The sequence below is a fragment of the Quadrisphaera sp. RL12-1S genome, from assembly GCF_014270065.1.
GTDB lineage: Bacteria > Actinomycetota > Actinomycetes > Actinomycetales > Quadrisphaeraceae > Quadrisphaera.
Genome location: NZ_JACNME010000009.1, coordinates 71,608 through 95,330 on the forward strand (window position 1 = coordinate 71,608; position 23,723 = coordinate 95,330).

19 protein-coding genes and 1 pseudogene are annotated in these 23,723 nt (G+C 76.0%); 3 read left to right on the forward strand and 17 right to left on the reverse strand.

The window, feature by feature from the left end; translation table 11 throughout:
* Positions 1-20: 20 nt before the first annotated feature.
* The 10 genes from H7K62_RS15680 to H7K62_RS15725 form a co-directional block, all read right to left on the reverse strand.
* Positions 21-692 (reverse strand): LuxR family transcriptional regulator, encoded by a 672-nt coding sequence (locus tag H7K62_RS15680; protein ID WP_186719992.1) that lies wholly within the window; start codon positions 690-692, stop codon positions 21-23.
* On the reverse strand, positions 689-2,083 hold the full coding sequence (locus H7K62_RS15685) for a sensor histidine kinase (protein ID WP_186719993.1): 1,395 nt from the start codon (positions 2,081-2,083) through the stop codon (positions 689-691). The genes H7K62_RS15680 and H7K62_RS15685 overlap by 4 nt, the downstream gene beginning before the upstream one ends.
* 86 nt (positions 2,084-2,169) lie before the next feature.
* Positions 2,170-2,619, reverse strand: coding sequence for a molybdenum cofactor biosynthesis protein MoaE (locus H7K62_RS15690; RefSeq protein ID WP_370591803.1), 450 nt, complete (start codon positions 2,617-2,619; stop codon positions 2,170-2,172).
* Positions 2,616-3,503 carry a DUF4031 domain-containing protein gene (locus tag H7K62_RS15695; protein ID WP_186719995.1) on the reverse strand — a complete coding sequence of 296 codons (888 nt, stop codon included), beginning with the start codon at positions 3,501-3,503 and terminating at the stop codon, positions 2,616-2,618. Before H7K62_RS15695 ends, H7K62_RS15690 begins: the two co-directional genes overlap by 4 nt.
* Before the next feature lie 9 nt (positions 3,504-3,512).
* On the reverse strand, positions 3,513-4,442 hold the full coding sequence (locus tag H7K62_RS15700) for a TIM barrel protein (RefSeq protein ID WP_186720002.1): 930 nt from the start codon (positions 4,440-4,442) through the stop codon (positions 3,513-3,515).
* The gene (locus tag H7K62_RS15705) at positions 4,439-5,548 is read right to left on the reverse strand and encodes a Gfo/Idh/MocA family protein (RefSeq protein ID WP_186720004.1); all 1,110 of its coding nucleotides are present in this window, start codon (positions 5,546-5,548) and stop codon (positions 4,439-4,441) included. Before H7K62_RS15705 ends, H7K62_RS15700 begins: the two co-directional genes overlap by 4 nt.
* Before the next feature lie 15 nt (positions 5,549-5,563).
* Positions 5,564-6,787 (reverse strand): GNAT family N-acetyltransferase, encoded by a 1,224-nt coding sequence (locus tag H7K62_RS15710; protein ID WP_186720006.1) that lies wholly within the window; start codon positions 6,785-6,787, stop codon positions 5,564-5,566.
* A gap of 11 nt (positions 6,788-6,798) precedes the next feature.
* A complete protein-coding gene (locus tag H7K62_RS15715) occupies positions 6,799-7,575 on the reverse strand; it encodes a carbohydrate ABC transporter permease (protein WP_186720163.1) in 777 nt (258 codons plus the stop codon).
* A gap of 86 nt (positions 7,576-7,661) precedes the next feature.
* A complete protein-coding gene (locus tag H7K62_RS15720) occupies positions 7,662-8,621 on the reverse strand; it encodes a carbohydrate ABC transporter permease (protein ID WP_186720008.1) in 960 nt (319 codons plus the stop codon).
* A 23-nt stretch (positions 8,622-8,644) separates the two neighbouring features.
* Positions 8,645-9,934: an extracellular solute-binding protein gene (locus H7K62_RS15725; RefSeq protein ID WP_186720012.1), complete on the reverse strand. Its 1,290-nt coding sequence runs from the start codon at positions 9,932-9,934 to the stop codon at positions 8,645-8,647.
* Between the two features lie 196 nt (positions 9,935-10,130).
* Between H7K62_RS15725 and H7K62_RS15730 the strand changes: the two genes are divergently transcribed.
* Both H7K62_RS15730 and H7K62_RS15735 read left to right on the forward strand, forming a co-directional pair.
* Positions 10,131-10,928, forward strand: a complete 798-nt coding sequence (locus H7K62_RS15730; RefSeq protein ID WP_186720013.1) for a DeoR/GlpR family DNA-binding transcription regulator — start codon at positions 10,131-10,133, stop codon at positions 10,926-10,928.
* 43 nt (positions 10,929-10,971) lie between these two features.
* A complete protein-coding gene (locus tag H7K62_RS15735) occupies positions 10,972-14,112 on the forward strand; it encodes an alpha-mannosidase (RefSeq protein WP_186720015.1) in 3,141 nt (1,046 codons plus the stop codon).
* 60 nt (positions 14,113-14,172) lie between these two features.
* Here the strand turns inward: H7K62_RS15735 and H7K62_RS24115 are convergent, their stop codons facing one another.
* From H7K62_RS24115 to H7K62_RS15750, 4 genes and pseudogenes are all read right to left on the reverse strand, one after another.
* Positions 14,173-14,838 (reverse strand): HAD family hydrolase, encoded by a 666-nt coding sequence (locus H7K62_RS24115; protein ID WP_370591813.1) that lies wholly within the window; start codon positions 14,836-14,838, stop codon positions 14,173-14,175.
* 48 nt (positions 14,839-14,886) lie between these two features.
* Positions 14,887-15,765, reverse strand: a pseudogene (locus H7K62_RS24120) (alkaline phosphatase family protein); the annotation flags it as partial.
* Positions 15,766-15,774: 9 nt separating this feature from the next.
* On the reverse strand, positions 15,775-17,166 hold the full coding sequence (locus H7K62_RS24125) for a 6-phospho-beta-glucosidase (protein ID WP_186720017.1): 1,392 nt from the start codon (positions 17,164-17,166) through the stop codon (positions 15,775-15,777).
* Complete coding sequence (locus tag H7K62_RS15750) at positions 17,163-17,930, reverse strand: DeoR/GlpR family DNA-binding transcription regulator (RefSeq protein WP_186720018.1); 768 nt, start codon at positions 17,928-17,930, stop codon at positions 17,163-17,165. The genes H7K62_RS24125 and H7K62_RS15750 overlap by 4 nt, the downstream gene beginning before the upstream one ends.
* Before the next feature lie 96 nt (positions 17,931-18,026).
* Between H7K62_RS15750 and H7K62_RS15755 the strand changes: the two genes are divergently transcribed.
* The gene (locus H7K62_RS15755; RefSeq protein ID WP_186720019.1) at positions 18,027-19,010 is read left to right on the forward strand and encodes a carbohydrate kinase family protein; all 984 of its coding nucleotides are present in this window, start codon (positions 18,027-18,029) and stop codon (positions 19,008-19,010) included.
* 7 nt (positions 19,011-19,017) lie between these two features.
* On the opposite strand, the gene H7K62_RS15760 is transcribed toward H7K62_RS15755, so the two are convergent.
* Genes H7K62_RS15760 through H7K62_RS15770 form a run of 3 tightly spaced genes read right to left on the reverse strand, consistent with a single transcriptional unit; the run spans position 19,018 to position 23,629 of the window.
* Positions 19,018-19,911: a hypothetical protein gene (locus tag H7K62_RS15760; RefSeq protein WP_186720020.1), complete on the reverse strand. Its 894-nt coding sequence runs from the start codon at positions 19,909-19,911 to the stop codon at positions 19,018-19,020.
* A complete protein-coding gene (locus H7K62_RS15765; RefSeq protein WP_186720023.1) occupies positions 19,908-20,516 on the reverse strand; it encodes an RNA polymerase sigma factor in 609 nt (202 codons plus the stop codon). Before H7K62_RS15765 ends, H7K62_RS15760 begins: the two co-directional genes overlap by 4 nt.
* A gap of 35 nt (positions 20,517-20,551) precedes the next feature.
* Positions 20,552-23,629: a glycoside hydrolase family 2 TIM barrel-domain containing protein gene (locus H7K62_RS15770; protein WP_370591804.1), complete on the reverse strand. Its 3,078-nt coding sequence runs from the start codon at positions 23,627-23,629 to the stop codon at positions 20,552-20,554.
* Positions 23,630-23,723: the final 94 nt, after the last annotated feature.

Consider the following 23,723-nt stretch of genomic DNA (forward strand, 5'->3'; position numbering starts at 1 on the left):
TCGATGAACCTCCGGCGGCCTCACGCGGCCTCGCGCGCCCACCCGGCGCGGCGGGCCGCTGCCGCGGCCGCCAGCTGGGAGCGCACGCCCAGCTTGGTGAGCACGGCCCTGATCTGGGTGCGCACCGTGGCCTCCGAGACGGACGCCCCGTCGGCGATGTCGGCTGCGGCCACGCCGTCCACCAGCGCGTCGAGGACCGCCTGCTCGCGCGGCGTCAGGGACCGGAAGGGGGCCAGGCGCTCGGCCTCCTCGCGCTCGGCGCGGTCCGCCGCCAGGAGCAGGGCGGTGCGCTCCCGGGCGCGCAGCACCTCCTCACCGGCGGCCACCGCCTCCACCGCCGCCACGACGTCGGCCAGCGGGCGCTGCTTGGACACCACCGCCCAGGCACCGGAGCGCAGGCAGCGGCCCCAGCGCGCCGGGTCCTCCTCGGCGGTGAGGACCAGCACGGGCGCCACCGGGGCCAGCTCGCCCACCAGCCGGTCTCCGCCCGTCGGGTCGCCGGCGCCGAGGTGGAGGTCGACGACGACGACGGACGGCGGGTCCTGCGACAGCTCCGCCACGAGCCCCCCGTGGAGGTCCGGGCGCGGCGGCGGGAGCACCTGCGCCGCGAGGCCCGCGGCACGCAGCGCCGCCGCGAGCGCCTGGGAGAGCAGCTGGTGGTCGTCGACCAGCACGACGCGTCGGTGCGTCACCGTGCGGTCACCTCCTCCTGGACGGGCGGGTGGACGGGCGGTTGGACGGGCTGGCGGGCTGCGGGCAGGCGGAGCTCGAAGCGGGCGCCGCGGTCGGTGGGGGCCAGGCGGAGCGAGCCGCCGTCGGCCTCGGCCAGGGCGCGCGCGGACGCGAGGCCCAGTCCCTGCCCGGGCACGGCCGGGCTGAGGCGGGTGCCGGCGGCGAAGACCGCCTCGCGCAGGTGGGCGGGGACGCCGGGCCCGTCGTCCTGCACCACGAGCAGCGCGGCGCCGTCGTCGTGCTCCCCCGGGACCGCGGTGAGCTCCACCGCGGCTCCGGGCGCGTGGCGGGAGGCGTTGTCCAGGAGGTTGGCCACGGCGCGGCGGACCGCGTCCGGGTGGCCGACCGCGAGGACGGGGGGTCCCGGGGGTGGACCGGTGACGTCCAGGCCCCGCGCCCGCCATGCGGTGACCAGCGGGACGACGGCCTCACGCAGGTCCACCACCCCGGGCCGGTGCGGCGCAGCAGGCGCGGGGACCGTCGCGCCGGGCTCCCCCAGGAGCCGCTCGACGCGGCCGAGCTCGGCGTGCAGGGCCGCGGCCAGCGCCCGCTGCTCGGCACCGCCGACCACGGCGGGCTGCTCCCCGCTGAGCACGGCGCTGGCGGCGCGGACGGCGGCCAGCGCGCTGCGCGCGTCGTGGCGGCGCAGCCGGTCCTCGTGGCGCTCGGCGGCGGAGCGCTGCAGCCCCGCCAGCGCCCGCAGGCCCCGCACCCGCTGGGCGCGCAGGGCGGCTCCCAGGGCCACCAGGGCGTGCGCCAGGGCCCCGCCGCCCGCGGCCCCGAGGGCTGCGGGCCACAGCAGCGACCACGGCTGCCCCGGGAGGGGGGCGAGCGGTGGCAGCCAGCCGGCTCCGGCCACCACGGCGGCGCCGGCGCCGGCCGCGAGCACGAGACCGCAGCCGGCGAGCACCGCGGCGCCCGGGCGCAGCGCGGTGTCCACCTCGACGCCCCGGTGCGCGGAGCGGGTGCTGGGGACGGCGGCCAGGAGTCCGGCGGCCAGGGCGACCGCGGTGACGGCTCCGGTGTCCGTCGCCGGCGCCGCGCTGCTGGCGACCCAGGCCACGAGGGGTCCCGCGCCGCCGGCGAGCGCCAGGGCGACGGCGGCGTGGGCGGGGTGGGCGCGCCCGCCCACCCGCCAGGCGCAGAGCAGCAGGACGGTCGCCACCACCAGCGGCGCGGCACCGACCACCACGGCCAGGGCGGCGTGCGGGTCGGTCCCGGTGGCGACGTCCACGAGCACCGCGGCCCCGGCACCGGCCGCGGTGCCGGCGCCCACCGCCCGCCGGTCGTGCGCTGCGGGTCCGGTGGTCGCGGTGGGTCGGCGGTCGGGACCGCGGTAGACCCCGCCCATCGCACCTCCCGTCACATCCGCAACACCAGTCACGTGCGACGGTAGGCAGTGGCGGGGCGGGCGTCACGCAGGCGCGCCGGAGGGGCTCAGGGGCAGGCGACCCACTCGTCGGTGCCGTCGGCCAGGAACTGGTGCTTCCAGACCGGCAGCCGGTCCTTGACCTCGTCCACCAGGGCCGCCGCCGCGGTGAACGCCTCGCCCCGGTGGGCCGCGGAGACGGCCACCGCGAGCGCGACCTCCCCCACCGCCAGCGGACCGGTCCGGTGGGAGACGGCCACGGCGTCCACGGGGTGGCGGGCGGTCACGTCGGCGACCACCTCGGCGAGCACCCGCCCGGCGGTCGGGTGCGCCACGTAGACGAGGCGGTCGACGCCCGCCCCGTGGTCGTGGTCGCGGACCACCCCCGAGAAGGTCACCACGGCACCGGCGGCGCGGCTGCCCACGAGCGCGGCGTGCGCCTCGACGTCGAGGGGCTCCTCGGTGACGTCGGCCAGCGCCACCGCGCGGGCGGGTTCGTCGAAGCGGGAGGCGGTCACCGGGCCAGCGTAGGCCGGGTGTCGACGTCGGCCCCGTCGTCGAGGTCGCCGCACTCCACCAGGGCCGCCCCCGCCGCGCGCAGGTACGGGCCGGCGCCGCGGTCTCCCCGGGCCGCCGCCGCGGCCGCCGACCAGTGGGCGCGGCCGAGGAGCACCGGGTGCCCGGGCCGGCCGCCGTAGGTGGCGCGGGCCAGCGCGGACGCGGCGGGACGGGCGGGCGCGGCGGCGCCGAGGACCCGGCGCACGACCTCGTGGCGCAGCCCCGGGGTGTCCACGAGCGCCACGAGGGCGGCGGCCACGGGGGGCTCCTGGGCGGCCAGCGCGGCCAGGCCCGCCCGCAGGGACGCGCTCATCCCCTCGGCCCAGTCCTGGGCGACGACGACGGCGGCGCCGGGCGGCACCAGCTCCCGCGCGGCGTCCGCCTGCGCGCCGAGCACCACGACCACGTGGTCGCAGCCGCCCTCGCGCAGCGCGCGCACGCGCTGGACCAGCCACGGCTCGTCGTCGTCGCGCGCCAGCGCCTTCGGACCGCCGAAGCGCGTGCCCGCGCCGGCCGCCAGCAGGAGCCCGCGGGTGCCGGCCGGGTCCGGCCAGTCCGGCGGCTGCCGCCGGGCTCCCTCCCGCCGGTCCCGCGCGGTCACCCGCAGCCCCGAGGCGATGAGCCGGCGGGTGAGCTCCCGGCCGCCCACCTGCTCCGCGCCCGCTGCCACCAGCGCCGGCACGAGCGCGTCGGGCACGTCGTAGTGGTCGGCGTCGAAGCTGCGCGCGGGCACCCCCGCGGCGCGCGCGAACGCGTGCAGCTCGGCCAGGGAGGTGTCGCTGACCAGGTGGGCCCACAGGCGGCCGTGCGCCGGCCAGCGCGCGTCGTCGACCAGCACCGCCACGCAGCGACCCTACGGCGCGCGCAGCAGGCCGTCGGCGGTGCGCAGGTCGGCGGTCTGCGCGGCGGTCATGGCGGCGAGCTCGGGGGCGCCGGTGGGCTCGACGTCCCGTTCGAGCACCAGCCACCCGCCGCCCCAGGAGGCGCGCAGCTGCGCGAGGAAGCCGGCCACGTCGACGTCGCCGTCGCCGAGGGCGGTGCAGGAGCGCGACCACCAGCTGCGCAGCGGGACGGGCCCGGTGGCGCGGGCCCGCTCGCAGGTGGCGAGGTCGACGTCCTTGAGGTGGACGTGGGCGGTGCGACCACCCCAGTCGCGCAGCGCGGTGACGGGGTCGACACCGGCCAGGAGCAGGTGCCCGGTGTCGAGGACCAGCGGCAGGTCGGTGGTCTCCAGCAGCCGCTCCACCTCCCAGCCGGACTCCACCCACGTGGCCAGGTGGGGGTGCACCGCGGCGACCAGACCGTGCTCCGCGGAGACGCGCTGGGCCTCGCCGAGAACCCGCACCGCCCCGTCCCACTGCTGCCGGTCGAGCCCGCTGGACCTGTCGGAGGGGTCCCGCGGGGCGGTCTGGAGCTGCGGCGCGCCGGCGTCGGCCAGGACCAGCACGGGCGCCGGCCCCGGGAGGCCGTCGGAGTCCGCGCGGCGCGCGGTGGCGGCCAGCAGGGCGCAGGCCCGCTGGACGTCGGCGCGGTCGGCGTGCGTCAGCGCGCCAGCGGTCAGCTGCACGCCCACGTAGGCACCCGCCGGGCGCAGGCGGTGGGCCGCGAAGGCCTCCACGGTCTCGGCGGGATCTCCCAGGTAGCCGGGCGGGCCCAGCTCCGAACCGCCGTAGCCGGCCTGCGCCACACCCGCCAGCACCTGCTGCGGGCCGCCGTCCGCGGGCCCGTGGTGCGGGCCCCACACGCCCCAGCTCACGGGGGCGCCCGCCAGGTGGACGCTCATGCGCGCAGGAGGGTCAGGAGGTCGGCGAGCCAGCGCGCGTCCTCGGCCGCCTCGTCCGCCGTCCCGGTCACGGGCGCGCCGGTCCGCACGCTGGCGACGAACGCCTCCAGCTGCCGCTGGAACGCCCCGTCCCGGCCGAGCACCTCCCGGCGCAGCGCCGCGCCGCCGCCCGGCCGGTGGCTGAGCACCTCCAGGGCGCTGGGCGCGTCCACCGCGTAGGGCGCCGCGACCTCCAGGCGCACCGACCCCGCCGTGGCGCTCACCTCCAGCACCTCCTGGTACTCCGGGAAGTCGGGCAGCCACGCCCACACCAGCTCCAGCGCGGCGCCCCCGGGCAGCTCCCCGGAGACGAGCAGCACCGGCGGCTGCCCGCCGTCCCAGGCGGACAGGTGGGCCCGGGTGACCCGCGGCAGGCCCAGGCCGGTGGCGCGCAGCAGCGCCAGCTCGTGCAGCACCGACCCGCACAGCACCTGCCGGTACAGGCGCTGCCACGGCTGCGGCACCTCGCCCACCGCGCGCCGCACCGCGGCGGCGTCAGCGGCGTCGGAGGCGGCGACGCTCGCGAGCGCGGCCTCGTCCAGCTGCGGCGGTGGGCCGGCGGGCCGCAGGTGGGCCAGCTGGGGGGCGTCGGTGGGGTGGCGGACCCGGACCTGCACCACCCGCGCCTCGCCGACCTCGTCCAGGGCCGCCCGCAGCGCCGGCAGCGCGGCGTCGTGGGCCTTCATGTACCCCACCTGCAGCACGAGGCCGGACACGGCGGCGAGCGCGCCCAGGCGCTCGGCGTCGTCAGATGCCAGGGCCAGCGGCTTCTCGGCCAGCACGTGCTTGCCCGCCCGCAGCGCGGCCTCGACGAGGGTCGGGTGGTCACCGGGGGTGGTGACGAGCACCGCCTCGACGGCGGCGTCGGCGAGCAGCTCGGCCGTGGTCAGCGCGCGCGCGCCGTAGGCGGCGGCGACCTGCGCGGCGCGGGCGGTGTCGAGGTCGCTCACCGCCGCGACGGTGGTCTGCGGGGAGCGGGCCAGCAGGGGCAGGTGCACCGCGCGTGCGATGGTGCCGGTGCCCACCACCCCCACGGCCAGGGGCGTGGCGCTGTCGACGGGGATCACGGGGTCTCCTGGGAGCTAGAAGGACCGGGTCAGGACGGCGGGCGGGCCGGCGAACAGGCCGCGCAGGGCGTGCGCGGTGCCCGGGTCGCACCGGAGGAGCCCCCGGGCGCGGGCCTGCACGGGATCGAGGTGGCCGGTGAAGACGGACGCGAGGTCCGCCACGGCCAGGCCGACCCGCGGTGCGCTCGGCGGAAGCGGCCCGACCCGCGCCGCGCCCGCCGTCACGCGCAGCCCCACCTCCGGGGGCCCGCCTGCCGGGGCGTCGAGCACCAGCGCCACGTCCGCGCTGGTGCTCGGCGGGTAGCCGCGCCCGGCGAGCGCCGCGGTGGGGTCGAGCAGCCGCAGCATCCACGTGCCGTCCTCCACGGGCACCACCTGGCGCTCGAGCAGCCCCTCGAGCAGGCTCCCGGGAGGCAGGAGGGCGTGGACCACCGCGGCGGCGGGCACGTCGGCGACCGCGTGGCGCCACAGGGCCACCTCGTCATCCGGCGACCCGCCCACGAGGTCGCGCACCACGCCGTCGTACGTGGCGCCGGGCTGCGTCGGGGCGCTGCGGTCCAGCTGGCACCAGCCGCGGACCGCGCCGTCGCGCTCGAGCACCCAGGCTCCCGGGCCGCTCGGGTCGTCGGCCGGGCCGCCGGCGCGCCAGCGGTGGTCCACGGCGCCGTCGACGACGGCGGCGCGGCGCTCCACGAGGTCGGCCACGGCTCCGGCGTCGGAGGGCTCCGCGGGGCGCAGCACCTCGGGGCGGCGCACCCGCGGCAGCTCGGCCAGCAGGTCCCGGGCCCGCAGCTCGAAGACCGGCCGACGGCCGGCCACCCCGAAGCCGCAGGCGGCGTAGAAGCGGTGCGCTGACGGCACGAGCGCCGCCACCACCGCGCCCGCCGCGGCGGCGTGCTCCAGCGCCCCGGTGACCAGTGCGGCCCCCACGCCCCGCCCGCGGTGGGCCGGGTCCACGGCCACGGCCGAGACCGCGGCGGCGTCGAGGCGGGCACCGCCGAACCACTGGCCCCGCAGGCGCACCTGCGCGCAGCCCACCACGGCACCGGTGGGCTCGACGGCCACGACCAGGAGCGTCCCGGCCCCGGGCCCCTCGCCGTGGTCGTCGCCGTCGTGGTCGCCGTCGTGGTCGCCGTCGTCGCGGGGGGCGCCCGGCCGGGCGGGGGGTGTGCGCGCCGAGAAGACCGCACCCGCGAGGCGCCGCGCGAGCGCGCCCTCCTGCGCCCGCGCGAGCCGCACCTCAACCACGGTCAGCCACGCACCGCGCCCTTGACGGAGTCGGCGACGAACTGCTTGGCGAAGAGCAGGAAGACCACCAGCAGCGGGATGACGCCCATGAGCGCGCCGGCCATGACCACCGTGTAGTTGGTGGCGAGGTTGGTGTTCAGCTGCGACAGGGCCACCTGGAGCGTCACCTTGCTGGGGTCGACGAGCACGATGAGCGGCCACACGTAGTCGTTCCAGGCGGCGGTGAAGGTGTAGATGCCCAGGAACGCCAGCCCGGGCCGGATCACCGGCAGCACCACGAGGAGGTACTGGCGGAAGAACCCGCAGCCGTCCAGGGTGGCGGCGTCCAGCAGCTCGTCGGGCAGCGCCCCGGAGATGTACTGGCGCATCCAGAAGATGCCGAACGCGTTGGCGGCGGCCGGGATGATGAGCGCGCTGAGCGTGCCCACGAGCCCGATGTTGATCATCGTGATGAACTGCGGCACCGTCGAGAGCTGCGCGGGCAGCATGAAGAAGAGCAGCAGGAGTCCGAACAGCCACCGGCTGCCGGGGAACTGGTACTTGGCGAAGGCGAAGGCCGCCAGCGAGTCGAAGAAGAGCACCAGCACCGTGGTGGTCACCGCCACCACGAGCGTGTTGCCCAGCGACCCGAAGAAGTCGATCTGGGTCAGCACCTGCTGCACGTTGCTCAGGAGCTCCGAGCCCGGCAGCAGCTTCGGCGGGTAGGAGTAGAAGTCGCGCATGGTCCCGCTGGCCATCACCACCGACCAGTAGAACGGGAAGAGCAGCACCAGGCTCATGAGCACCAGCGGGATGTGGGCCCACCGGGCGGGGGTGCGCACACCCCGGGGCCTGCGGCTCGTCGTCGTGCTGGACACGGGGCGCCTCACTTCTCCGAGCGGGCGGTGATCCGCCAGTTGACCAGGGCGAACACGGCGACGACGGCGAAGACGCCGTACGCGATGGCGGCGCCGTAGCCGTAGTTGTTGTTGGTGAAGGCCTGCTGGTAGAAGTACAGGACCATGGTCAGGCCGGCTCCGCCCGGGCCGCCGGCGTTGGCGTTGCTCGAGGCGTTGGTGCCGAAGAGCACCTGCGGCTCCGCGAAGCTCTGCAGGCCGGTGATGGTGGAGATGACCACCGTGAAGAGCACCACGGGCCGCAGCAGCGGGATGGTGATCGACCAGAACGTGCGCAGCGGGCCCGCGCCGTCGAGCTTGGCGGCCTCGTAGACCTCCCCGTCGATGGCCTGCAGGCCGGCGTAGTAGATGATCGCGTTGTAGCCGACCCACTGCCAGGTCATGAGCAGCGCGATGACGATCTTGATGGTCCAGTAGCCGTCGAGCCAGGCCACCGGCGGCAGCCCGAGGGCGTGCAGCAGCCCGTTGACCACGCCGTAGCGGTTGTCGAAGATCGCCTTGAAGAAGATGGCGATCGCCACGATCGAGGTGACGCTGGGGAGGAACAGCACCACCTGGTAGAAGGTCTTGAACCGCTTCACCGCGTTGAGCATCGCGGCCAGCGCCAGGCTCATGACGAGCATCGGCGCGGTGGCGAGGATCCAGATGATGACGGTGTTGACGACCGCCTTGCGGAACGTCGCGTCGCTGGCCAGGAACCGGAACTGGTCCAGGCCCACGAAGGTGATGGGGTCGAGCCCGTTCCAGCGCTGGAAGGCCAGCCAGGCCGAGAACGCGACGGGGAACAGCCCGAACACGGCGAAGAGCACGAAGAACGGGCTGATGGCCGCGTACTGGGGCCACCAGCGGCGCACCCCGCCGGACCGCCCCCCGGTGCGGGCGCGGGCCGGGGGGCGGCGGGAGGAGGCCCGGCGGAACCCGCGGTCCACCGGGCGCTCCTGGACCTCCTGGGTCACGACTGCCCGCCGGCCCGGGCGAACACGTCCTTGGCGGCCGCGACGGCGTCCTTCCAGGCCTGCTCGGGGTCCTTGCCGCTGGTCTCGACCAGGGAGAGCTGGTCCTTGTACGGAGCGGCCACCGCGGCGTCGGCGGGCGCCTCGTACTGGCTCGGCACCTCCTTGGCGGCCGGGCCGAAGATGTCGATGGTCTTCTGGCCGCCGAAGAAGGGGTCGCCCCCGGTGAGGGCGGGCAGCTCCCAGGCGGCCGGGTCGGCCGGGAAGATCGCCGCGTCGGTGAACCCCTGGGCCTCGTTCTGCGGGCTGAGGATCCACGCGATGATCTTGTAGGCGGTCTCGGGGTCCTTGGTCGCGGCCGGGATGGTGAGGAAGGACCCGCCCAGGTTGCTGGCCTTGACCGGCAGCTTGGCCACCCGCCACGTGCCCGAGGTGTCCGGTGCACCCTGGGAGATGTCGAGGGCGTGCCAGGCGGCACCCGGCTCGGCGGCCACGGCACCGCTGGACAGGGCCTGGTTGAGGCTCTGCGAGGCGTTGGCGTTCAGACCCAGCTGCTGCGCCTTGACCGTGGTCTTCCACGCCCCGTGCATCTCGTCGCTGTCCCCGACGAACTTCCCGCTCTGGTCGATGAACCGCTGCGAGGTCTGGCCGGTGACCATGTCCCAGACCGTGGCGAGCTGGGAGACCACGAAGGCCGTCGGGATCTTGGCGTGCAGCTCCTGCCCCAGGGCGTAGAACGCGTCCCACGTGGTGGTGGCGGCGCTGAAGGCGTCGGGCTCGGAGGGCAGGCCGGCCTGCGCGAAGAGGTCGTTGCGGTAGAACATCGCGGTCGGGCCGACGTCGATCGGGAAGCCGATCTGCTTGCCGTCCTGGGTCTTGGCCTGGTCCCACTTCCACTGCAGGCCGCTGGAGGCCAGCGAGCTCGCGCCGAGCGGGCCGAGGTCGGTGAACTTGTCCGCCACCGAGCGGAAGTAGGGCATGTCCTCGCCCTTGACGCCCGTGATGGTGGGGATGAACCGGCCGCCGGCGAGCGTCGTCTGCAGCTTCTGCTTGAAGTCGCCGCCGATGACGGAGGCCTTGATCTTCGCGTCCGGGAACTGCGTGGCCGCGTTCGCCACCACCTTGTCGGACAGGCCGCCGCCCCAGTACCAGAGCGTCGTGCCGTCGGTGCTGCCGCCACCGGCACCGCTGACACCGCCGGCGGCCTTGTTGCTGCAGGCCGAGGTGGCGAGCGCGGCGAAGGCGGCGACACCGCCGGCGCGGATGAGGTCGCGGCGGGACAGGTTCATGGGAGGAGCCCTTCCGGTGGTGAGAACGACGACACGCGCACCGTCTGCGTCAGTGCAGTGGTGCGTGAGCATGACCGGGTTTGAAGGTTTGCGCAATGACCTGACGAAGTTTTCCCGAGCGGGAGACGACGGCGGGGGTCCAACCGCCGCGCCGGGGCCCTTCCTCTGCAGAAGTTTGCAAGTTACTGTCCGCTGCATGCTCGCCGAGCGCCGCCACCAGATGATCCTCAGCATCGTGCGCGCGGACGGCCCCGTGTCGATCACCGCGCTCGTCGACCGGCTGGGGCAGAGCGCCGCCACCATCCGGCGAGACCTCATCGCCCTGGACGAGGAGGGCCTGCTCAAGCGGGTCTACGGCGGCGCGGTGCCGCTGCCCGAGCGCGACGAGCCGTTCGCCCAGGTCGCCGACGTGCGGGTGCCCGAGAAGGAGGCCGTGGCCCTCGCCTGCGCCGAGATGGTGCAGGACGGGCAGACGGTGCTGCTCGACATCGGCACCACCGCACTCCGCGTGGCCACCCACCTGCGCGGTCGGCCCATCACCGTGATCACCACGAACATGGCCGTGTTCGACGAGCTGCGCGACGACGACGCCGTCGAGCTGGTCGTGCTCGGCGGCGTGCACCGGCGCCAGTACCGCTCGCTGGTCGGCTTCCTCGCCGAGGACGCGCTGCGCCAGGTGCGCGCCGACGTGCTGGTGCTCGGCACCAGCGGCATCAGCCCCGACGGGTCGGTCATGGACACGACCATCGTCGAGGTGCCGATCAAGCGCGCCATGATCGCCGCGAGCGAGCGCGTGGTCCTCGCCGCTGACGCGTCCAAGTTCCCCGGCTCGGGCATCGCCCGGGTCTGCGACGCGGGCGCGCTCGACGTCGTCGTCACCGAGGACGGCGCCGACCCCACCACCTGCGCCGCGCTGCGGGCCGCCGGCGTCGAGGTGCGCCGGGCGCACGTCGTCCCGGCCGCCGCGGCCGGCGGCCGCCTGACCGCTGTCTGAGACGTCCCCGGCCCCGCCTGAGAACCACCGACTGAGGAGTCCCGTGCACGACGACACCCGCCACGTCGCGAAGCGCGTCGAGCGCATCCTGCGCGAGCGCATCGCCCCGGCGGTCTACCGCGAGACCACCCCGCTGCAGCTGGAGGTCTGGCACGTCCCCGGCGAGCCCGTCCCCGTGGCCGAGGCCCTGACCGCCACCTACGAGCCCTTCGCGACGGGGACGAGGTGGGGCCGCCCCTGGTCGACCAGCTGGTTCCGCCTCACCGGCGAGGTGCCCGCGGCCTGGGCCGGCGAGCGCGTCGAGGCCGTCATCGACCTCGGCTTCGTGGGCGACTGGCCGGGCAACCAGGCCGAAGGCCTCGTGCACACCGCCGACGGCGTGCCGATCAAGGGAGTGGCGCCGCGCAACCAGTACGTGCCGGTCGCCCGTCCCGCCGCCGGCGGGGAGCGCGTCGACCTGCTGCTGGAGGCCGCCGCCAACCCCGACATCCTCGCGAAGGGCATGCTGCCCACCCCGCTGGGCCACCCCGACACCGCGGGCACCGACCCGATCTACAGGTTCACGAAGGCCGACCTCGCCGTCCTCGACGAGGAGGTCTACGCCCTCTCCCTCGACGTCGAGGTGGCCCGCGAGCTGGCCGAGGAGCTGGGCGCCGGTGACCCGCGCCGCGCTGAGCTGCTCTTCGCCCTCGAGCGCTGCGTGGACGCGCTCGACCTGCACGACGTGTCCGGCACCGCCGCGGCCGCGCGGGCCGCGCTGGCCCCGGCGCTGGCCAAGCCCGCCACCGCCAGCGCCCACGTGGTCTCCGCCGCCGGGCACGCCCACATCGACTCGGCGTGGCTGTGGCCGCTGCGCGAGACGATGCGCAAGAACAGCCGCACCTTCTCCAACGTCGCCGCGCTGGCGCAGGAGTACCCCGACCTCGTCTTCGCGTGCTCCTCCGCGCAGCAGTACGCCTGGACGCAGGAGCGCTACCCGGTGGTCTTCGAGCGCATCAGGAAGGCCGTCGCAGACGGCACCTGGGCCCCCGTGGGCGGCCAGTGGGTGGAGGCCGACGGCAACCTGCCCGGCGGCGAGGCCCTCGCCCGCCAGATCGTCGTGGGCACGAAGTACTTCCGGGAGCAGCTCGGCGTGGAGCCCCACGGCGTGTGGCTGCCCGACTCCTTCGGTTACACCGCCGCCTACCCGCAGCTGGCGCGCCTGGCCGGGTTCGACTGGTTCCTCACCCAGAAGATCTCCTGGAACCAGACCAACAAGTTCCCCCACCACTCCTTCTGGTGGGAGGGCATCGACGGGTCGCGGATCTTCACGCACTTCCCACCGGCGGACACCTACAACGGCAACTTCGACGGCGCCGAGCTGTCGCACATCGTGAAGAACTTCCAGGACAAGGGACGGGCGACCACGTCGCTGTACCCGTTCGGCCACGGCGACGGCGGTGGCGGCCCCACCCGCGAGATGGTGGAGAAGGCCCGGCGCACGGCAGACCTCGAGGGCAGCCCCCGCGTGGTCATCGAACACCCCGACGCCTTCTTCGCCCGCGCGCAGGCCGAGTACGCCGACGCCCCGGTGTGGTCCGGCGAGCTCTACCTCGAGCTGCACCGCGGCACGTACACGTCCCAGGCGCGCACCAAGCGCGGCAACCGCCGCAGCGAGCACCTGCTGCGCGAGGCGGAGCTGTGGGCCACGGCCGCCGCCCTGGGTGCCGGTGCGAGCTACCCGGAGGGTGAGCTGGACGCGCTGTGGAAGACGGTGCTCCTGCACCAGTTCCACGACATCCTGCCCGGCTCCTCCATCGCCTGGGTGCACCGCCAGGCCGAGGAGACCTACGGCCGCGTGACCGCCGAGCTGGGCGCGCTCGTGGAGGGGGCCGCCGCGTCGCTGGCCACGGGGAGCGGGCTGTCGCTGCTCAACACCTCGCCGCTGCCGTTCCGCGGCGTCGCGGTGCTCCCGGCCGGCACCGGTGGTCTCGACGACGACGAGCGCGGCCAGCGCCTGGCTGACGGGCGCACCGCCGTCCTCGCGGCGGTCGACGCGCAGGCGGCGACACCGCTCGGCGTCGATGACGTCGCTGTCCTGGGCGTGAGCGTCGAGCGGGGTGACAGCGGCACCGTCCTCGACAACGGGGTGCTGCGCGTCGTCGTCGACGGCGACGGGCTGCTGCCCTCCATCACCGACGTCGCCACCGGGCGCGAGTTCGTGGCGCCGGGGCGGCGGGCCAACCTCCTGCAGCTGCACACCGACTTCCCCAACGACTGGGACGCCTGGGACGTCGACGCGCACTACCGACGCCAGGTGGTCGACCTCGTGGACGCGGAGTCGGTCGAGGTGGTGGACGCGGGACCGCTCGTGGCCTCGGTGAGGGTGGTCCGGGCGTTCGGGGGGAGCCGCGTGGAGCAGCTGCTCGTGCTGCGCGCCGGGTCGGACCGCCTCGAGGTGGAGACCGAGGTCGACTGGCACGAGCGCGAGAAGATGCTCAAGGCGGCCTTCCCGCTGGACGTGCACGCCGACCGGTTCTCCTCCGAGATCCAGTTCGGGCACGTCGTGCGGCCCACGCACACCAACACCAGCTGGGACTCGGCGCGCTTCGAGGTCTCGGCGCACCGGTGGGTGCACGTGGGTGAGCCGGGCTCCGGCGTCGTCGTCGCCAACGACTCCACCTACGGCCACGACGTCACCCGCTCCGCGACCGGCGGCGGCGCCGGGGAGCCGGCGCGGACGGCGACCACGGTGCGCCTGTCGCTGCTGCGGGCCCCGCGCGTGCCCGACCCCGAGGCCGACCAGGGCAGCCACCGCTTCACCTACGCCGTGGCCCCCGCCGCCACGCCGCGCGAGGCGCTGCGCCACGGGTACGAGCTGAACCTGCCGCTGCGCGCGGTGGCGGGGGCGGTGTCCGTCCCGTCGGTGGCAGCGACGACGAGCGGCGACGCGCTGGTGGAGTCCGTGCGCCTCGCCGACGACGGCTCCGGGGACGTGCTGCTGCGCGTCTACGAGCCGACCGGGGCCCGCGGTGCGAGCACGCTGCACCTGGGCTTCCCGGCGGCGTCCGTGCACGTGGCGGACCTGCACGGCACGGCGCTGACCGGCGAGAGGGCCGAGGAGCTGGCCCTCTCCGACGCCGGTGACGTCCAGGTGCTGCTGCGCCCGTTCCAGGTGCTCACGCTGCGCGTGCGGCGCCCCTGATCCAGCGGCCGGGTCCGCTGCCCCCCGCCGGGCCCGGCCGCTGCTCCACCACCACCGGCACTACCTCGACCCGCGCTGCTCCAGGCCCACGAGGTCCAGGCCCGTCACCCGCAGGTGGCTGGGCAGCACCACCCGCGGGTCCGCGTTGACGCCCACCACCGTCATGCCCGCGGCGCGCGCGGCGGTGGCGCCCGCCGCGGAGTCCTCCAGCGCCACGCACGAGGCGGGGTCCACCCCGAGCCGTGACGCGGCGAGCAGGTAGGGGTCCGGGGCCGGCTTGGGACGCGCGACGTCCTCCACCGCGACGACGACCTCGAGGAGGTCGAGCAGCTCGGCGTCGCGCAGCAGCGCAGTGACGTCGGTGCGGGTGCCGTTGCTGGCCACCGCCAGCGGCACCACCCCGTGCAGGGCGCCGAGCAGCTCCAGCGCTCCCGGCATGCGGGGCACGCCGGAGCGCAGGGCCGCTGAGTAGCGGGTGTCGAGGTGGCGGACGAGCAGGTCGGCGTCGACCGTCGGGTCCAGCGCGCGCACGCGGCGCGCGGTGTCCGCCGCGGACAGGCCCCGCAGGTCCGCCGCCGGGACGGCGTGCAGCCCCCGCTCGTCGAGCACCTCCCGCACCAGGTCCAGCCAGGCGCCCTCGGAGTCCACCAGCAGGCCGTCGCAGTCGACGACGACCGCGGCGGCGTCCACCACGGCGCCCGCGGGCCCGGCGGCCGGGTCGAGCACGCGCAGGGAGCACTGCCTGGAGGTCGGACCGGGGTCGGCGGCCCGCGCGCCGGGCGAGACCCCCAGGAGCGAGAGCAGGAGCGGGGTGACCTGCTCGCTGCGCAGCGCCGTCGGCAGGTCGAGCGCGCTGAGGTCCGCCCCGACCTCGTGCAGCAGGAGGAAGGAGCGCCGGACCTCCACCTCGTCCTCGCCGTGGCCGCCCTCGGGCTTGTGCCCGTGGTCGGTCGTGACCGCGACCAGCCACCGCTCGCCGAGCTGCTCGTGGCGCTGCGAGACGGTCTCGACGAGGTGCCGGACCTGCTCGTCGACCTCCCCCACCGCGTCGCGGTACTCCTGGCTCGCCGCGCCGTGGTCGTGACCGGCCTCGTCGACGCGCTCGAGGTAGACGAAGCTGGCGTCGGGGCCGTCGTGGCCGAGCACCCGCGCGGCCTCCGAGACCACCTGGCGGTCTGCGGAGCGGGCTCGCTCGGAGGTGTCGGTCGCCTTGACCACGACGTGCTGGCCCGCCCGCTGCTGGTCGAGGCGCTGGTGGATGACGGGCCCGGGCCCGTCCGGGTCGACCAGGGGCCACCAGCCCGCCGCCGCGAAGGTGCGGGCCCGCGGGTCAGCGGACCACACCTGCGAGAGGACGTCGGGGCACCGGGAGAGCCGGTGGCCCGCGAAGTCGTTCCCCCACACGCCGTGCTCCTCGTGCGTGGTCCCCGTCAGCAGGGACGACCAGCCGGGGCCGGAGTCGGTGGGGGGTGCCATCCACACCGGGACCAGCCGGCCGCCCTGGTCGAGGAGGCGCTGGAGGGTGGGGGCCAGCACCTCCCCCGCGGGCTCCCGGTCCTGCTCCGGCTGCGCGAAGGCCGGGTCGGAGGCGGTCGCCCCGGGCAGGGCGACGTCGACGCGGAGTCCGTCCAGCCCGATGATCAGCAGCTTCACGCGGACATCTCAGCAGGTGTGCGCTGCTCCGGAGGAGGCGGCCAGCGCGGCGGCGACCTCGGGGACCTCCCGGGTGTAGCCGTCGAGCAGGGCCCTGGCGCGCGGCAGCGACTGCACGAGCGGGTGCAGCGCGAACGCCTTCTCCGCCTGGGTCCGCGATCCGGACAGCGCCGCGTCGATCGTGTACCGCTCGCAGGCCTTGAGCTGCTGCATGAGGCCCAGCTGGTGCAGGTCGGGCTGGGTCACCTGCTGGGTGACCATGCCCTGGGCCGACACGCGGACGGGGACCTCGACGACGGCGTCGGCGGGCATCCCGGGGATGGTGCCGCCGTTGCGGACGTTGAGGATCAGCGTCGCGGGCTCGTCGCGCGCCACGGCGCGCATCACCGACAGCGCCACCCCGGCGTAGCCGTCGTCGCCCTGGAAGGGGCTGTCCTCGGCGTCGGCGACGTGGTCGTCGGGCTTGGCCTCGGCCATGTAGGTGGCGCTGCGGGCGGCGGAGGTGTCCTGCCACAGCTGCCACGGGTCGGCTGCGCCGCGGACGCGGGAGAAGAAGTCGGCCTGGTCGACCACCAGCTGCTCGCCGCGGGTGCGGGGCCGCTCGAGGATGGCGGGCACGGCGTCGCGGTTGCAGTAGTAGTAGTAGAGGTACTCGTTGGGGATGTTCCCCAGCGTGCGCAGCGCGTCGACGCCGAAGACCGCGCCCTCCTCCAGGGACCCGAGCAGCGCGTCGTCGGCGAGCACCTGCGGCAGCAGGTCCACGCCGTGGTGCAGCACGCGGCGCAGCCAGCCGAGGTGGTTGAGGCCGGCGTAGTCGAGCTGCACCTCGCGGGGGTCGATGCCGAGCCCGGCGGCGATGCGCCGGCCCAGGCCCGACGGGGTGTCGCAGATGCCGACGGCGCGGTCGCCGAGCACCCGCTGGAGCGCCTCGGTGATCATGCCGGCGGGGTTGGTGAAGTTGATGAGCACCGCGCGCGGCGCCACGGCGGCGATGCGCTCCGCGATCGCCGTCATCACGGGCACCGTGCGCAGGCCGTAGGAGATGCCGCCGGGGCCCACCGTCTCCTGGCCCAGGAGCCCGAGGGCCAGCGCCACGCGCTCGTCGGCGACCCGGCCGGCGAGCCCTCCCACGCGGATGGCGGAGAAGACGAAGTCGGCGTCGGACAGGGCGGCGTCGAGGTCGGTGGTGGCGTGCACCTCCGGGATCGAGGCCGCGTCGGCGCCGGCGAGGACGGCCCGGCGCGCCGCGGAGGCGAGGATGGCCCGGACCGCCTCGAGGCGGTCGGCGCCGACGTCGTACAGCCACACCTGCGTGATGCGCGGGCTGCCGGCGTCGGCCAGGAGCGCGCGGTAGACGTCGGGGACCCGGAAGCCCCCACCGCCGACGATGGTGAGCTTCACGCCACGACCACCCGTCCACCGGCGGCGGTGACCCTGTCGAGGGCCTCCCGGGGAGCGCCCGGGGTGGTGACGAGCACGTCGACGGCGTCCAGGGACGTCGTCTGCAGCGAGCCCGTCCCCGGGAACTTCGCCTGCGACGCCAGCAGCACGGTCTGCGTTGCGGCAGCCAAGAGGCCCTCCTTCGTCGGTGCCTCGACCGACATGTCATCGACGACCCGGCCATCGGGTCGCACTCCGGTGCAGGACAGGACGGCGACGTCGCAGCTGATGCTGGCGAGCGCCTGCAGGGTCAGCGCGCCGACCAGGGTCTGGAAGTTGCGGCGGACGGTGCCGCCGAGCAGGACGAGGTCGACGGCGGGGTCGTCGCGCAGCTCGTCCAGGACCGCGAGGTTGCTCGTGATGACGGTGACGGGCCGCCCGGCGAGATGCCGTGCGACCAGCGGCGTCGTCGTCCCGATGTCGAGGGCGACCACGGCGCCGTCGGGGACCAGCGCTGCCGCTGCACGCCCCATGGCCGCCTTGAGCTCGGCGCCGGCCTGCGCGGTGGTGGCGTAGGGGTGCTCGAGCGCGCCGTCGGACGTGCGGCTCAGGACGACGGCGCCGCCGTGCGTGCGGCGCAGGTCGCCGCTGGCGCCGAGCTGCTGGAGGTCGCGGCGCACGGTGGAGGGGCTGACCTGCAGCGCCTCGGCGAGGTCGTTCACGGAGGCGAACCGGTCGGCGTCGAGCCGTTCCAGGATCAGCTCGCGGCGCTGGCGCGTCTGCACGCATCCAGTCAAGCGCACTGCGCGTTTTCGGTCAACGATCACGGGTCGGATCGCTCCGCTGCGCGAAACCGCGCAGGTGTGCCAGGATCCGGCGTCATGGCGCAGCCCACCGACGTCGACCTGGCCTTCCTCGGCCCCGTCTACCTCGACCTGGTCATGGGCGGCGTGGACGCGCTGCCGACGCTCGGCAGCGAGGTCTACGCGACCTCCCTCGACGTCAGCCCCGGCGGCACCGCCACCCGCGCCGTCGCCGCGGCCCGCGTCGGGGCGCGCACGGCGCTGCTCACCCGGTTCGGCACCGACGAGTGGGGCGACCGGCTCGTCGCGGCGCTGAGCAGCGAGCCCGGCCTGGTGCTCGACGGGGCGGAGCGCAGCGAGGCCGTCAGGACGCCGGTGTCCGTCGCCGTCGTCGCCGGTGGCGACCGGACGTTCGTCACCCACGAGGTGCCCCGCTGGCGCCAGCTCACCCAGCAGCCCGGGCCGCGCCGCCTGCCGCGAGCGCTGCACGTGGACGTCTCCGCGCCGGTCCCGCTGTGGGTCGGGGGCCTGCGCCAGCGCGGCTGCACCGTGGTCGGGGGCATCGGCTACGTCGACACCCCCGGCTGGGGCGCGCAGGTGCGCTCCCACCTCGCCGACGTCGACGTCTTCGTCCCCAACGACGACGAGGCGCGGCGCGCCACCGGCACCGGGTCGGTGGAGGACGCCGCCGCGGTGCTGGCGGAGCACGTGGCGCTGGCGGTGGTGACGCGCGGTGCGCGCGGCGTGGTCGCGTGCGACGGGGCCGTGCGCGTCGAGGTCGGCGGCGCCGGGCGCACCGAGCTCGGCGGGCTGTTCGACGACCCGGTGGTCGACACCACCGGCGCCGGCGACGTGTTCGTGGCCACCTTCATGGCCGCCGGGCTGGAGGACTGGTCCCTGCACCAGCGGCTGCAGGCCGCCGTGGTGTGCTCGGCGCTGTCGGTGCGCCGGGCCGGCGGGGCCAGCAGCGCCCCCACCCGCGCGGACCTCTCCGCGTGGTGGGGGCAGCTGCCGCCCGACGGCCGCTCGGCGCTGGAGCACCTCGAGGCCTGGACCGCCTGAGGACCACTCAGACGCCGGAGGCAGACAGGCCCCGGACCACGGTGCCGTCGGCGAGCGTGACGTCGAGGGTGAAGTCCTCCACCAGCCGCGTGCCGTCGCAGTCACCGGCGCAGCCACCGCCGCTCCCCTCCGGGAAGGGCTCGGTGGTCCGCCTCATCGCGAGGCCCGGCCACCAGGCGGCGTAGTGACCGTCCTGCACCGTCGCCTCGACCACCCGCCCCTCGGCGGTCCGCACGGTCACCGCCCGCACCCGGTCACCGACGAGGCCGTCGACGATCGACAGCTCGTCACCCGGGGTGGTCTGCTGGAAGATCCCCGGCGGACCCAGGGCGTCCGAGGCGGGGCGCGCACCGCCCCCGCCACCACCAGCAGCGACGAACGCAGCACGCCCACCGGGCGGAAGCGCCACGACGCACGTCAGCGTGACGGGCGTGGCGGTCCCGTCGTCCAGGGCGACGACCACCAGATCACCGCGGCGCTCGGCCAGACGCGGCTGGAGCTGGTCGGCGCGGTCACCGGCCACAGAGGTCGCGGACCCGGCGCAGGCCCCACGGGCGGCGGCGACGTCGGCGGGGCTGGCGGCGCTCGGCACCGGCACCCAGGACGAGGCGTACGCCGTGGCGCCACCGCCGAGCACCTGGGTGGCCCCGACGCCCACCGCGACGGCCGCGGCAGCACCGGCGAGCAGCGCGACGCGGACCCTGCTGCGCCGCGGACGGGGGACGAGGGGGTCGCGCCGCCCGGCGGTGCGCGCGCCAGGCAGCTGCCCGACCGCCAGCGTCCGCTCCAGCGCAGAGGTGGCGCGCACACGGGCGACGTCGTCGAGGGGCGCCCGCGGTGCCGCATCGAGACGACGCAGGGCGGCGTCGAGAGAGGTGTCGGGGATGCGGCTCTGGCTCATCGGGTCGCCTCCAGGGCGTCGGTCGCGGGCGGGGAGGCGCGGCGCGGCGCCGGAGCGGGCTCCGCGGCGTCGTCGTCGACGGCGAGGAGGGAGCGCAACGCGCGGCGGGCGCGCATGAGGCGCAGCCGGTAGCCGGTGGGCGTGGTGCCGAGCACCAGAGCCGCCTGCGCGGAGGTGAGGTCCTCGAAGACGGTGAGGGCCAGCACCTCCTGCTCGACCGAGGACAGGCGCCGCCAGGCGGCGGCGAGGTCGAGCCCGGCGACCAGCTCGTCGTGCGGGCTGGTCGCCGCCTCCGCGGCGGCCGCACCGTCGGTGACGCGCACCGCCAGCGCACCACGCCGGCCTCGCCCGCGGTGGGCCGTCAGCAGGCAGTTCCGGGCGATCCCGAACACCCAGGCGCGCTGGGCGTCGAGGCGGCGCGGAGCGTCGTCGAAGCGGCGCCAGGCGACGAGCATCGCGTCGGCGACGACGTCCTCCGCGCTGCTCACCGCCTCGACGGGCGAGCGGCGCCGCACGAAGCGGAGGACGTCGTCGTGGACATCGGCGTACAGCGTCCGGAAGCGCTGCTCGGCGCTCTCGGCCGGAGGGGGCTGGGGCGGGCTCACACCCCACCCCTTGCCGGCACGCCCCCCGCTGTTTCTCAGGCGGGCAGCTCCCGCAGGGTGAGCGAGAACGTGCGCTCGGCCGGGTGCAGCACGTACTGCGGCAGCACGGCCGGTCCGCACGAGGCGGTGCCGGTGCCGTGCAGCGCGGCGTCGAGGGTGACCACCAGGTCGGGTCCGGGCACGAGCGCGGCGTGGTGGCGGGCGGCGGCCAGCTGCTCGGTGGTCCACCGGCGGGCGGTGAAGCCCGTGGTGGGGCTGCCCTCCACGCGCAGGCCTGGCGTGCGCGGGCTCCCGGCCGGCTCCCCACCGGTCAGCTCCAGCCAGCGGGCGTCGGCGCGGTGGCCGTTCTCCTGCGGCATGACGTACGGCGTCTGCAGCTCCGCCACCGAGGCGCTGAACCGCCCCACGCGGGCTGCCAGGCCCGTGTCGGGGTAGACCTCGCCCGGTCCGCGGCCGAACCACGCGACGCGGTCGAGGGCGCGGGGCAGGTGCAGGCGCACCCCGAGGCGCGGCCACGGGAGGGACTGCTCGCCCTGCGGCTGCACGTGCACGTCGAGGCGCACCGCGGCACCACCGGCGGGGTCGGGCTCCAGCGCGGTCCAGCGGAAGGTGGCGAGCACCCCGTGGTCGTGCAGCGGGGGCGCCACGCGCGTGACCACCACGAGCGAGCCGTCCTCCACCCGCACGTCGCGCACCTGGTGGGTCAGCTGGTGCAGCTTCGCCTCGCGCCAGGCGTCGGCGATCTTGCCGTTCTCGCCCTCGTCGTTGTCGGTGGGCGCGCGCCACAGGTCCAGGCGCAGGCCGCCCACCGGCAGCCCGCCGAGGCGGTGGAGCGCGCCGGTCCTCGCCTCGAACGCCGCGCCACCGAGGAGCACGTCGGCCCCACGCCGGACGGGCGCGGCTCCCCCCGCGGGGGACGGGGACGGCGCCGGCGGCGCGTCCAGGGCCACCTGGCCGGAGCCGAGCACGTGCCCGGCGGCGGCCCACGGCTCGTCCGCGCGGGAGGTGGCCGTCACCGTGACCCACCGCTCGGCAGCCCCCGCGCGCGCCGGCACCAGGGCCGCCGGCGGCAGCGCGACGTCGGCGGAGGCCCAGGGCGCGAGGTCGGGGGTGGCCAGCTCACCGCTGGCGACCTCCTGACCGTCGTCCTCCCGCACCCAGCGCAGGGAGACGCCGGACAGGTCCCGGACGTCGTAGCGGTTGGTGACCGTCACCGCCGGTGCCCCGGCGGGCGCGCCAGCGGCGGGCACCACCTTCACTGGCGCGTAGGCGGTCGCGACGTCGAGCAGCCCGGGCGAGGGCGTCCGGTCGGGGAAGACCAGGCCGTCGGCCACGAAGTTGCCGTCGTGGACGACCTCGCCGAAGTCGCCCCCGTAGGCCCAGCGCTCGCGGCCGTCGACCACCTGGCGCAGGCCGTGGTCGATCCACTCCCACACGAAGCCGCCCAGGACGCGGTCGGAGGACTCGAAGAGGTCCTGGTACTCCGCCACACCGCCCGGGCCCAGCCCCATGGCGTGCACGTACTCGCACTGCACGAAGGGCAGCCGGCGGCGGCGCGCGTCGGCGGCGTCGTCGCGGGGACCGGCGGTCTGCCCGTCCTGCTCCATCGCCTCGTCGCTGCCGAGGTGCGCCTCCGCGCCGCGGGCGATGCGCTCGACCTCGGCGTGGGAGGCGTACATGCGGCTGTAGACGTCGACGTCGTGGTAGCCCCAGTCGTGCTCGTAGTGCAGGGGCAGGCCGGTGCCGACCTCGCGGGCGGCGCGCGCCATGGCGGTCAGGTTGCGGCCCACGCCCGACTCGTTGCCGAGCGACCACATGACCACGCTGGCGTGGTTCTTGTCGCGGTGCACCGTGCGCACCATCCGGTCGACCATGGGCGCCTCCCACGCCGGGTCGTCGGAGGGGTTGCGCCGCCAGCCGGTGAACCAGAAGCCGTGGGTCTCCAGGTCGCACTCGTCGACCACCCACAGCCCGTGCTCGTCGCACAGGTCGAGGAAGCGCGGGTGCGGCGGGTAGTGGCTGGTGCGGACGGCGTTGACGCCGTGCCGCTTCATGAGCAGCACGTCGGCGAGGTCCTCGGCGGGGGTGGTGGAGCGGCCGCGGTCTGCGGAGACCTCGTGGCGGTTGACGCCGCGCAGGAGGGTGCGGGCGCCGTTGACGGTGAAGACGTCCCAGTCGCCGGTGTCCGACGGGACGATCGCGACGGTGCGGAAGCCGATGCGCAGACGGACGCGCTCGGTGGCGGTGGCCACCTCGGCGTCGTACAGGCGCGGGGACTCCGCGCTCCACGGGTCGACGGGGACGACGGCCGCCTCGCCGGGCGCGAGGTCGAGGCCGAGCTCGGGCACGAGCACGCGAGCTGCTGCACCGCCGGCCGTGGTCACCTCCACGCGCAGGGAGCCGGTGCCGGCGGCGTGGTCGTAGCCGGCGTGCACGTGGACGTCGTCGACACCGCCCGCGGGGCGGCCCAGCAGGCGCACGTCGCGGAAGATCCCCGACAGCCACCACATGTCCTGGTCCTCCAGGTAGGAGCCCGAGGACCACTGGTGCACCCGCACGGCCACGACGACCTCCTCCCCCTCGGAGGGGAGGTGGTCGGTGACGTCGAACTCGCTGACCAGGCGGGAGCCGACGGAGCGGCCCACCTCCGAGCCGTCCACCCACACCCGGAAGGCGGAGTCGACGCCCTCGAAGCGCAGCACCGCGCGGCCTCCGGCCGCCACGACGGCGGCGAGGTCGTCGGGGACGACGACGACGACGCGGTGGTCGCCGGTCGGGTTCTCGTCCGGCACGAAGGGCGGGTCGACCGGGAAGGGGTACTGCACGTTGGTGTACGCGGGCCGGCCGTAACGGCCGTCGGCGTTCTGCGGCGCGAGCTGCCAGTGGCCGGGCACGGCGAGCAGGTCCCAGGAGGAGTCGTCGAAGCCGGGCTCGGCGAAGGACTCCTCGACGTCGGCGCGCGGGCTCCAGCGGAAGCGCCAGTGGCCGGACAGGTCGAGCTCGGGCGCGTCCGAGCGCAGCGCGGCGCGGGCGGGCAGCACCCCCTGGGACGGGTCGTGCTGCTCGAACCAGTGGGGGCGCGTCGTGGCACGCACGTCGCTGTCAGCGCTCACGGCCCAACTCTGCCGGACCCCGGGGACGACGAAGGGCGGCACCCCCGGCGAGGGGTGCCGCCCTTCGGGCTTCAGCCGGTCTGGCCGAGCTGCC

Excerpts from the sequence above, each read along its gene's own strand:
- H7K62_RS15685 (WP_186719993.1), bottom strand. The coding sequence starts at position 2,083 with ATGGGCGGGGTCTACCGCGGTCCCGACCGCCGACCCACCGCGACCACC.
- H7K62_RS15700 (WP_186720002.1), bottom strand. The coding sequence starts at position 4,442 with ATGAGCGTCCACCTGGCGGGCGCCCCCGTGAGCTGGGGCGTGTGGGGC.
- H7K62_RS15715 (WP_186720163.1), bottom strand. The coding sequence starts at position 7,575 with ATGAGCCTGGTGCTGCTCTTCCCGTTCTACTGGTCGGTGGTGATGGCC.
- H7K62_RS15725 (WP_186720012.1), bottom strand. The coding sequence starts at position 9,934 with ATGAACCTGTCCCGCCGCGACCTCATCCGCGCCGGCGGTGTCGCCGCC.
- H7K62_RS15730 (WP_186720013.1), top strand. The coding sequence starts at position 10,131 with ATGCTCGCCGAGCGCCGCCACCAGATGATCCTCAGCATCGTGCGCGCG.
- H7K62_RS15755 (WP_186720019.1), top strand. The coding sequence starts at position 18,027 with ATGGCGCAGCCCACCGACGTCGACCTGGCCTTCCTCGGCCCCGTCTAC.
- H7K62_RS15760 (WP_186720020.1), bottom strand. The coding sequence starts at position 19,911 with ATGAGCCAGAGCCGCATCCCCGACACCTCTCTCGACGCCGCCCTGCGT.